Source organism: uncultured Methanobrevibacter sp., assembly GCF_937906425.1.
Taxonomy (GTDB): Archaea; Methanobacteriota; Methanobacteria; order Methanobacteriales; family Methanobacteriaceae; genus Methanobrevibacter.
Genome location: NZ_CALCYR010000002.1, coordinates 1 through 9,390, shown reverse-complemented (window position 1 = coordinate 9,390; position 9,390 = coordinate 1). Strand labels below are relative to the sequence as shown.

Here is a 9,390-nt window from a genome sequence, read left to right as displayed (position 1 = left end):
AATTAGTTTTAATTAGTTTTAATTAGTTTTAATTAGTTTTAATTAGTTTTAATTAATTTTAATTAATTTTAATTAGTTTTTAGATTAATTTAAGTTTTTAAAACGATTTGTAAATAAATATCTTGAGTATTTCATTTAGGTGTAATTTTATGAAAAATATTTTAATATCTAATGATGATGGGGTTATGGCTCCTGGAATTTTAGCTTCCAAACAGGCTCTTGAGGATTTGGCCAATATAATTGTTGTAGCTCCAAAGGAGAACAACAGTAGTGTGGGGCGTAAAGTCAATATCATGAAACACTTATATCTTGATGAATATGAATTGGAGGATGGAACTAATGCTTTTGGTCTTTCTGGAACTCCGGCAGATTCAGTCAATGTAGGTATAAATTACATTTGTGATGAAAAGCCTGATCTGGTTGTTACAGGTATCAATCCTGGAATTAACATTGGAGTTGAAATAACCACTTCTGGAACTGTATGCGCTGCACTTGAAGCTGTTTCTCAAGGAATTCCTGCAATTGCATGTTCTCTCTTTTTGGAAGATGATGCTTTCAAGCAAGATGAGGAAGGTAATTGGTATGTTGAGGCGGATTATGCTTTTGCACAGGAAATATTGGCAAAGGTGGTAAAAAAGGTTCTTGAGGAAGGATTTCCTGAAGATGTAAATCTATTGAATTTAAATGTTCCTTCACATCCTAAATCCGATGAGATTAAGATTACCTCTCTTGCTCCTAAAATGTTGGAATCCTTTATTTATGAAAGGGTTGATGACGATGGAAATGATACAATCATGATTGTTCCCCAATTGGTCGAAGAATATCCTGAAGGAACTGACGGTCATGCATTGCTTATTGGGAAATATCCTAGTTTGACTCCATTGCATATTGACTTGACTGGAAATATTGAAAGTCTTAAGAACTGGTGAATTTAAATTTAAATTGTTTTATTTAGTTTTTTTATATTTCATTGATTTATTATTTAATTTTCATTGTTTCATTGTTTTTAATTCATTATTTGTTTATTTGTTTATTTGTTTATTTGTTTATTATTTGTTTATTATTTGTTTATTATTTGTTTATTATTTGTTTATTAAGTGTTTAATTCTTTAATTTATTGATTGTTTTATTATTAGTTTTTAATTGTTTAATTTTTAATTTAGGCATTGTTTAAATTTTATTTTCTTTAGTGGTGTTTTTTATGGATATAAATGAATGGGAAACTTGGTATGAAGAAATCCTAGGTGATTTTGGGTTTTCAAGAGATGATGATGAAAAGTCTGCAGACTTATTGGATGAAATCTTGGAAGATCATGGCTGTTTGACAATCGATGACTTGTATGATGAAATCATGTATAAGAAGGGAAGATGTGATAAGGCTATTGTTTTTGGAGCCGGCCCTTCCTTAAAAGAACATATTGAAAAGTTAAAATCAGAATACACTTTAAGAAATTATGTTCTAATTGCTGCAGATGGAGCTACAACCGCTCTTTTGGAAGAGGATATTATTCCAGACATTATTGTAACTGATTTGGATGGCAAGGTCTCTGATTTATTGACTGCAAATACATTAGGTTCTTATTTTGTAATCCATGCCCATGGTAACAATGAGGATGATATTGACTTATGGACTACAAGCTTTAATAAAATCCTTGGAACAACCCAATCAGTTCCTGTAGGCAATCTCTATAATTTTGGCGGTTTCACCGATGGTGACAGGGCTATGTTTTTAGCCTGTGAACTTGGAATAGGCGAAATGACTCTTGCAGGTATGGACTTTGGAACTGTTGTTACAAAATATTCAAGACCTGATATTGATGGGGAGACCGGTCCTGCAGATGAGGTTAAGGCTAAAAAGTTAGTTTATGCTGAAAGACTTACAAATTGGATTAAAGAAAATATTGATGTTGAAATTGATAATTTGGTTAAATGATGGAGTTTCTGTTTTTTAACTAAATTTTTTCTTTTTCGTTTTTTTGTTCTGATTTTTTTTAATATTTTTTACAGTTTAATTATTTTTTAGTATTTTTTTTAGTATTTTTTTCTCTTTTAATTTATTTTTTTTGCAGTTTAATTATTTTTTAGTATTTTTTTAGGTTCGACAAAAAATTTAAATAAATCAAAGACCAAAATATTATTTGCGGAGTTTGTTTTTTGTTGCATATTTATAAATAAGCTCCGCTACTTATTTAAAGCTTTTTATATTGATTTACAGTTGAAATTAAGATTTTTAATTCTTTCTTTTTGTTAAAAATTATGTATATTTGATTATTGATTTATCAATCTTTTTTTAGTAACTTTCATTTAAATTAATGGACGATGGATTATTTTTGATTTATTCCGCCCAAGTTTCAATTTAATTTAATGTAAAATTAATTAAATTAATTTTAACTATTGATTACCATATTATTTCTAAATTTAGTGGCAATCAATAAGTTCAACTGTAAATAAAAAAATATCAATAAGTTATATTAAAATTAAAGACATATCAGTTAAATTTTTTACAGCCCCTTTTTTTAGTATTTTTTTTAGTATTTTTTTTAGTATTTTTTTTTAGTATTTTTTTAGTATTTTTTTCCTTTTAATTAATTTTGTACTGTTTAATTAATTTTTAGTTTTTTGTTTTTATTTTGATTAAATTTTACTAGTTTTTTTAAATTTTACCCATTAAACCATTAAACTATTTTTTTAATAATTTTTATTTATTTGATTAAATTTTTGCCATGTTTTTTGAATATTTTAAAAAAATTATTATTTTTCAATATCGATGTAAAAATTTCTTCAAATTTTAACGAAGTTTTTTATATTATTAATCATAAATTATTTTATATGGCAATTGAAGATATTTTGATGTTTGATGAAACAATATTTCAAAACATAAATGCATTTAATCCTGATTACATGCCTCCCAACTATAATTTTAGGGATACTCAAATGGAAGGTATGGCCATGTCCATCAGACCATCCATTCGCGGAGGCCGTCCAACCAATACTGTTGTATTGGGTTCTTGTGCTACTGGTAAAACAACAGCGGTTAAAAAAGTTTTTGAATTAGTTGAACGTACTTCAGATAAGGTTATTTGCTGTTATATTAATTGTCAACTTCACACTACTCGTTTTGGAATATTTTCTCAAATTTATAAAAAGATTTTTGGACATCAACCTCCTGAAACAGGAGTTCCTTTTTCAAGAATATATGATAAAGTTATGAAATATCTTGCATCTGAAGGTAAAGCTTTAGTTGTTGCTTTGGATGATGTTAATTATTTATTCCAAAGTCAAAATGCTAATAAAGTCTTTTATGATCTTTTAAGAGCATATGAAGAGTTCGGTGATGTTAGGGTAGGCATTTTTGCCATTCTTTCTGATTTGGAATTTAGATTTGCTTTAGATAAAAATGTAAATACCGTTTTCATACCTCAGGATATTATTTTCCAACCTTATAGCTATTCTGAGATATTCAGCATTCTTTCAGACAGGGCAAAGGCAGGATTTTTCCCAGGGGTCATATCTGATGAGGTTCTTGAGGAAATCGCTAATCACACTCTTGAGGAAGGTGACTTGAGGATAGGTATTGACCTTTTAAGAGTTGCAGGTAATATTGCAGAGGCTAATGCAAGCAGAACCATTAATCTGGAACATGTGGAGGAAGCAATTTCCAAACAAAGTCCTATTAATTTAATTGAAACAATTAAATCTTTGAATGATGTTGAAAAAACTTTATTGTCTGTTTTGATGGACAATGAGGAAGTTCAAACTGCAGGTGATTTGTCTAAACAATTTAAGGAACAGGCTGGAGTTAGTTATGCCACTTTCAATAGGGCTCTTGAAAAATTAGAATTCTTAAGGTTGGTTGATACTAAATTTACTGGAAAAGGAGTTAGAGGCAATTCAAGGGAAATCATTTTAAGATTTGCACCTGAAGACCTTAAGGATATTGAACTTTAATTTCTTTTTTTCTTTTTTTTATTCTTTTCTATATTTTACTTTTTTTAATAATTTTTCCACTTGAATTTTTTTAGTTTTAATTTAGCTTATTTTTGATCTTTTTTGTGAAATACTTTGTTTTTGGTTTTAATGATAATAAAAAAAGTATTAAAGGATGTAATCAATTGTATGTGGGATGTTAAGAAATATTTTGTGAAGTATGGTATCGGGTTTTTTATTAAAGTTCTTCTGTTTTATTGATTTATAGGGTTCTATAAAATTGAATATATGCATGATAATATTCATAATTTTATAGTTGCTTTTTTTAAAATATGGTTACATCCTTTAATAAACAATGGGTTTGGTTTTAGTGTTTATTTTATACCCAAATCATCATGTCTGGGCTAGGCGCTGCACTAACAGCTAAAATAGATAAAAGCAATACTGTAAAAACTACAAATATTACCATGCAATCTTTAATGTTGATTTTAAGGTTATTAAAAGTCATAGGATCTGTAAAACTGTTTTTTCTTCTTAAGTCACATGGAGTGTTATTATGTTTTATCATTATTTCACCTCTTTTTTTTAAGTGTAAATTTTCTATCGGTACTTATACTAAGTTTAAGATAATATATAAAAAAAGAGAAAGAGAGCATTTGAAAAGTAATAGGTACCATTTCAAGTGTATTTTTTTTAAAAGAATTTCCTATCTTTCCAGACCATTTTGACTATTTATTTGACTGTTTTTAATAAGATTTCTTTTATCAAATTTTAATATTATTTCAATTTTTTGCAGTGCTTTTATTATGAAAAAACTTTTAAGCAATTTCATTTATTTTATATAATAGGAAATTTAATATTTAATTAAGGGATTTTGCTTATGGAAAATTATTTTTCAAAAATTGTTTTTAAAATTTGATTTTTTCATTAAAACTTTTTGATTTTTAGAAAAGTTTGGTTTTTAGTGACTTGGTTTTTTTTTCATTGAAACTTTTTGATTTTTAGAAAAATTCATTTTTTTATTAATTTTGATCTTTAACTTGAATTTTTAATAAAACTCCATAAAAATATTAAAATGTATTAAAATGTATAATATTAATTTTAAGCAAATAAATTTTCTCCAATTATTTCTTATTTTCCTATTTGTAAAAATAAGACTTAATGATTTTAATTTAATTTATTTAATCGAATTTTTTATTTAATGAAACTTGGTGATAATATGTGTGATTCAAATAAGTCTGATATGTGTGAGCCATATAAATATTTTGAAGTTACAGCAGATATTGGATTTTATGCTTATGGAAATACAATTGAGAAGGCTTATGAAAATGCAGGGCTTGCAATGTTTAATATTATCACTGATATTTCTAAAGTAAAGAATGATATGTCTTTTGAATTTGAAGTCGTTTCAGAGGATTTGGTTTCCCTTTTATATGATTATTTGGATGAGCTTCTTTTCTTACAGGATACCGAATTTGTATTTTTCTCCAGGTTTGATATAAACATTGAAAGTTTGGAGGGCAATGATGATGAATATGAAAACTATAAGTTGAATTGTATTGCTTATGGTGAAGAGATTAATTGGGACATTCATGTTCATAGGTCTGAAGTTAAGGCTGTAACCTTTCATCAGATGAATGTTTTAAGGGATGAAGAGGGGAACTATGAACTTAGAGCCATTTTAGACTTGTAAATTTATTTTAATTCTGATATTTGTTTTTTATTTTTCGCTGTTTTTTAAGGATTCTTTGTATAAGTTTCAAATTTTTGTTTGGCTTTTTTTTAATATTTTTTTAAGGATTCTTTGTATAAGTTTCAAATTTTTGTTGAACTTTTATCAATAATTTTAAATGTATTATGGAATATAACTAAATATATTATATTATTATTATTGAGTCGCGCTTATTTTATAATAAAGTAAAGGATTAATTTTATTGTGGTAATTATGTCAATTAAGGAAAATCTTGAAAAGGTAAGAGATAATGTTTGGGAAATTCCCAGCAATTATAAAAAGGAAATGAGAGTTCCTGGAAGAATGTATCTTGATGATGAATCTGTTAAAAACATTGAGGAAGGTGCATTGCAACAGGTTGCAAATGTTGCTTGTATGCCTGGTATTCAAAATGCATCAATTGCAATGCCTGACATTCACTTTGGATACGGTTTCAGTATTGGTGGTGTAGGTGCATTTAATTTTAATAATGGTGTTGTAAGTCCTGGAGGAGTAGGTTTTGACATTAACTGTGGAGTTAGAATGCTTAGAACTAACTTGACTGAGGATGAAATCAAGCCTAAGCTTAAGGAACTTACAGAGGTCTTGTTTAAAAACATTCCATCAGGTGTAGGAAGTAAGGGTCAGATAAGGCTTAAGGACAATGAGATTGATGAGGTCCTTGACTATGGTGCCTGGTGGGCTGTTGAACGCGGATTCGGTTGGGAAGAGGATCTTAAGTTCCTTGAGGAAAACGGTAGAATGGAAGAGGCTGAATCTGGAATTGTAAGTAAAAAGGCTAAAAAAAGAGGAATTCCTCAATTAGGTTCATTAGGTTCTGGAAATCACTTCCTCGAAGTTCAAAAGATTGAAGAGGTTTATGATGAAAATGTTGCAAAGGCTTTCGGTCTTGAGGCTGGAAACATTGCAATCATGATTCACAGTGGTTCTAGAGGTTGCGGACACCAAATCTGTTCAGATTACTTGAGAAAGATGGATAAGGCTTATAGAAATTATAAGATTAATCTTCCTGATAGGCAATTGGCCTGTGCTCCTATTGACTCTCCTGAAGCTCAAGGATACTTGAAGGCAATGGCTGCAGGCGCTAATTATGCATGGGCAAACCGTCAAATGATGTCTCATTGGATCAGACAATCCTTTGAAGAGGTTTTCTCACGTGATGCAGAGGATATGGGCATGAGCACAATATATGATGTTGCACATAACATTGCTAAAAAAGAGGTTCACAAGGTTAAAGGTTCCCATATGGAAGTTCTTGTTCACAGAAAGGGTGCAACTCGTGCATTCGGTCCTGGAAGACGTGAAATTCCTAAGGATTATCGTTCTGTAGGTCAGCCTGTTTTAATTCCTGGAACCATGGGAACAGCATCCTACATTTTGCATGGAACTGATGTTGCTATGGAGGAAACCTTTGGTTCAACCGCTCACGGAGCAGGTAGGGTTTTATCCAGAACTGCGGCTAAAAAGCAATACACAGCTGATGACATTCAAAAGGAATTGAATGCTAAAGGCATTCATGTAAAAGCAAATTCCGCTCCTGTTTTAGCTGAAGAAGCACCTGGAGCTTATAAGAATGTTGATTCTGTTGTTAAAACATCACATGACGCAGGAATTGCTAAGTTAGTAGCAAAAGTTACTCCTTTAGCAGTCACAAAAGGATAATTGATTTTAATTATTCTTTTTTTAAGTTTTTAATAATTTAATTCTCTAATTGATTTGTGGATTATTTAAAATTTAATTCTCCTGTTGATTTGAGGATTGTTTAAAATTTAATTCTCTTGTTGATTTGAGGATTATTTAAAATTTAATTCTCATTTTTTAATATTTGAGAATTATTTTTAACTTTTTTTAATAATCTTAATTTATTAATTATTCTTATTTAATTTATATTGGATTATTTTACTTTTATTGAGGTAATTGTATGATTGGTATTATTGGCGGTAGTGGAGTTGAAGAGATAAGTGAATTGGCAGATAGCATAGAAAAGAAAACTGTAGACACTGAATATGGTTCTGTTGAAGTTTCCCTTTTGAATATTGATGGTCAAACAGTTGCTTTTTTACCAAGACATTCTACAGGTCACAGTTGCCCTCCACATAAAATCAATTTTAAGGCTAACATTATGGCATTGAAAGAGCTTGGAGTAAGTCAAATAATGGCTACCAATGCTGTAGGATCTCTTGATGAGGATATTGGTCCTGGATCAATTGTTATTCCAGACGACTTTTTGGACTTTACAGTTCATAGGGACAGAACATTTTATGATGACAGGGTTATTCATATAGACATGACTGAACCTTACTGTAACAGGCTTAGAAATGTTCTCTTGTCAAATTCTGACTGTGTAAATGGAAAATTGATTGATGGCGGAACTCATGTTTGTACAGAAGGTCCAAGATTTGAGACTCCTGCTGAAATCAAGATGTTTAAGATAATTGGGGGAACAATTGTTGGTATGACCACATTGCCTGAAGCTGTTCTTGCAAGGGAAAAGGAAATGTGTTATGTTTCAATTGCTATTGTTTCTAATTATTGCACTTCAATTTCCGAAGATAAGTTAGGAGTTGAAGAGATTTATGAAATTATGGACATTAAAAAAGAAGAATTGATTAATTTAATGTATAAAACCATTAAGGATTTGTCTGAAGACTATGATTGTGATTGTCATCATGCTTTAGGCGATGCAGAGATTTAATTAAATCAATTTCAATATTTTTTTAAAATTTATCAAATTTTTTTATTTTTATTTATTTTTATTTATTTTTAGTTCTTTTAATGATTTTTTTAATAACATATAAAGATTTTTTAATATTCTATGACTAAATCAATGAATAACAGCAGTTTAATTGACATTTACAATGAGATCAAGAAACGCCCGACTCCGGCAGCTGATTTCATCAAGGAACTATGCGAGGCTACTAATCGCTGTGAAATGACTGTTCGTGCCTGGGTCACGGGAAGGATAGTGCCCGAAAGGAACATACAGTTGCTGATTGCCATGCACATGCAGATTGATGTGGATGTGCTTTTCCCATCTAAAGATTCTAACCATGACTACTGTTGAACCGATCGTAAAGAGGGACGGCAGGTATAACATTGCTGAAACCTCAAGGCTGTTAGGTGTTCACCGCAATACCTTGCTGAGATACGCCAAGAAAGGAATCATCAAGTATGGTGTAAGGCGATCCACGACGCGGGTATTCTTCACGGGTGGTGAGATACTTAGATTCTGGAAAGCGAGTATATAGTTATGAACGGATGGGTACAAATGCACAGAAGTATCATGGAGCATTGGATCTGGCAGGACATGAGACATGGGTACAGGTGGATGGAACTAACGATGCTCGCTACCTGGAAACCGATTGAAGTGTTCTACAGGAGCAACTTCATCGAGCTGAAACGCGGCCAACTTCTCACGTCATTCAGGGCTCTGGCCCGTCGTTGGAAGACCAACCACCGTGTAGTCTCATCATTCATCAAGATGCTCGAAAAGGCTGGTATGGTCGAATGTGATCGCAGTAATAAGCATTGGATCATCATTACCATTACTAACTACGACAAGTACCAAAACGAGGCCGCTAAAGACCAAAAAACTGAAGACTTTGAACCCAATTCTATCGGAATTCTATCTGATTCAGCGTATGGATTATCCGACAAGAAAAAGGTGAAAAACGACCAGAAGAAGAACCAATCGGGGAACCACGAATTAAAAAATAATAATATAAATAATA

At 30.6% G+C, this 9,390-nt stretch carries 8 protein-coding genes; 7 read left to right on the top strand and 1 reads right to left on the bottom strand.

Annotation, left to right across the window (positions count from 1 at the left end; all coding sequences use genetic code 11):
• Positions 1 to 149 precede the first annotated feature (149 nt).
• The 3 genes from surE to Q0138_RS00045 all read left to right on the top strand — a co-directional run bounded on the left by surE (position 150) and on the right by Q0138_RS00045 (position 3,948).
• Positions 150 to 929 carry a 5'/3'-nucleotidase SurE gene (surE, locus tag Q0138_RS00055; RefSeq protein ID WP_297979179.1) on the top strand — a complete coding sequence of 260 codons (780 nt, stop codon included), beginning with the start codon at positions 150 to 152 and terminating at the stop codon, positions 927 to 929.
• Positions 930 to 1,201: 272 nt separating this feature from the next.
• On the top strand, positions 1,202 to 1,933 hold the full coding sequence (locus Q0138_RS00050) for a 6-hydroxymethylpterin diphosphokinase MptE-like protein (protein WP_297979176.1): 732 nt from the start codon (positions 1,202 to 1,204) through the stop codon (positions 1,931 to 1,933).
• Between the two features lie 896 nt (positions 1,934 to 2,829).
• Complete coding sequence (locus Q0138_RS00045) at positions 2,830 to 3,948, top strand: ORC1-type DNA replication protein (protein ID WP_297979173.1); 1,119 nt, start codon at positions 2,830 to 2,832, stop codon at positions 3,946 to 3,948.
• Positions 3,949 to 4,306: 358 nt separating this feature from the next.
• Here Q0138_RS00045 and Q0138_RS00040 read toward each other — a convergent pair whose 3' ends face one another.
• Complete coding sequence (locus tag Q0138_RS00040; RefSeq protein WP_297979171.1) at positions 4,307 to 4,495, bottom strand: hypothetical protein; 189 nt, start codon at positions 4,493 to 4,495, stop codon at positions 4,307 to 4,309.
• A 651-nt stretch (positions 4,496 to 5,146) separates the two neighbouring features.
• Between Q0138_RS00040 and Q0138_RS00035 the strand changes: the two genes are divergently transcribed.
• The 4 genes from Q0138_RS00035 to Q0138_RS00020 all read left to right on the top strand — a co-directional run.
• On the top strand, positions 5,147 to 5,620 hold the full coding sequence (locus tag Q0138_RS00035; protein ID WP_297979169.1) for an archease: 474 nt from the start codon (positions 5,147 to 5,149) through the stop codon (positions 5,618 to 5,620).
• A gap of 252 nt (positions 5,621 to 5,872) precedes the next feature.
• Positions 5,873 to 7,321 carry an RtcB family protein gene (locus Q0138_RS00030; RefSeq protein ID WP_297979167.1) on the top strand — a complete coding sequence of 483 codons (1,449 nt, stop codon included), beginning with the start codon at positions 5,873 to 5,875 and terminating at the stop codon, positions 7,319 to 7,321.
• A gap of 259 nt (positions 7,322 to 7,580) precedes the next feature.
• Positions 7,581 to 8,354 (top strand): S-methyl-5'-thioadenosine phosphorylase, encoded by a 774-nt coding sequence (gene mtnP, locus Q0138_RS00025; RefSeq protein WP_297979165.1) that lies wholly within the window; start codon positions 7,581 to 7,583, stop codon positions 8,352 to 8,354.
• A gap of 633 nt (positions 8,355 to 8,987) precedes the next feature.
• A partial coding sequence (locus tag Q0138_RS00020) for a hypothetical protein (protein WP_297979162.1) occupies positions 8,988 to 9,390 on the top strand: 403 nt, incomplete at its 3' end.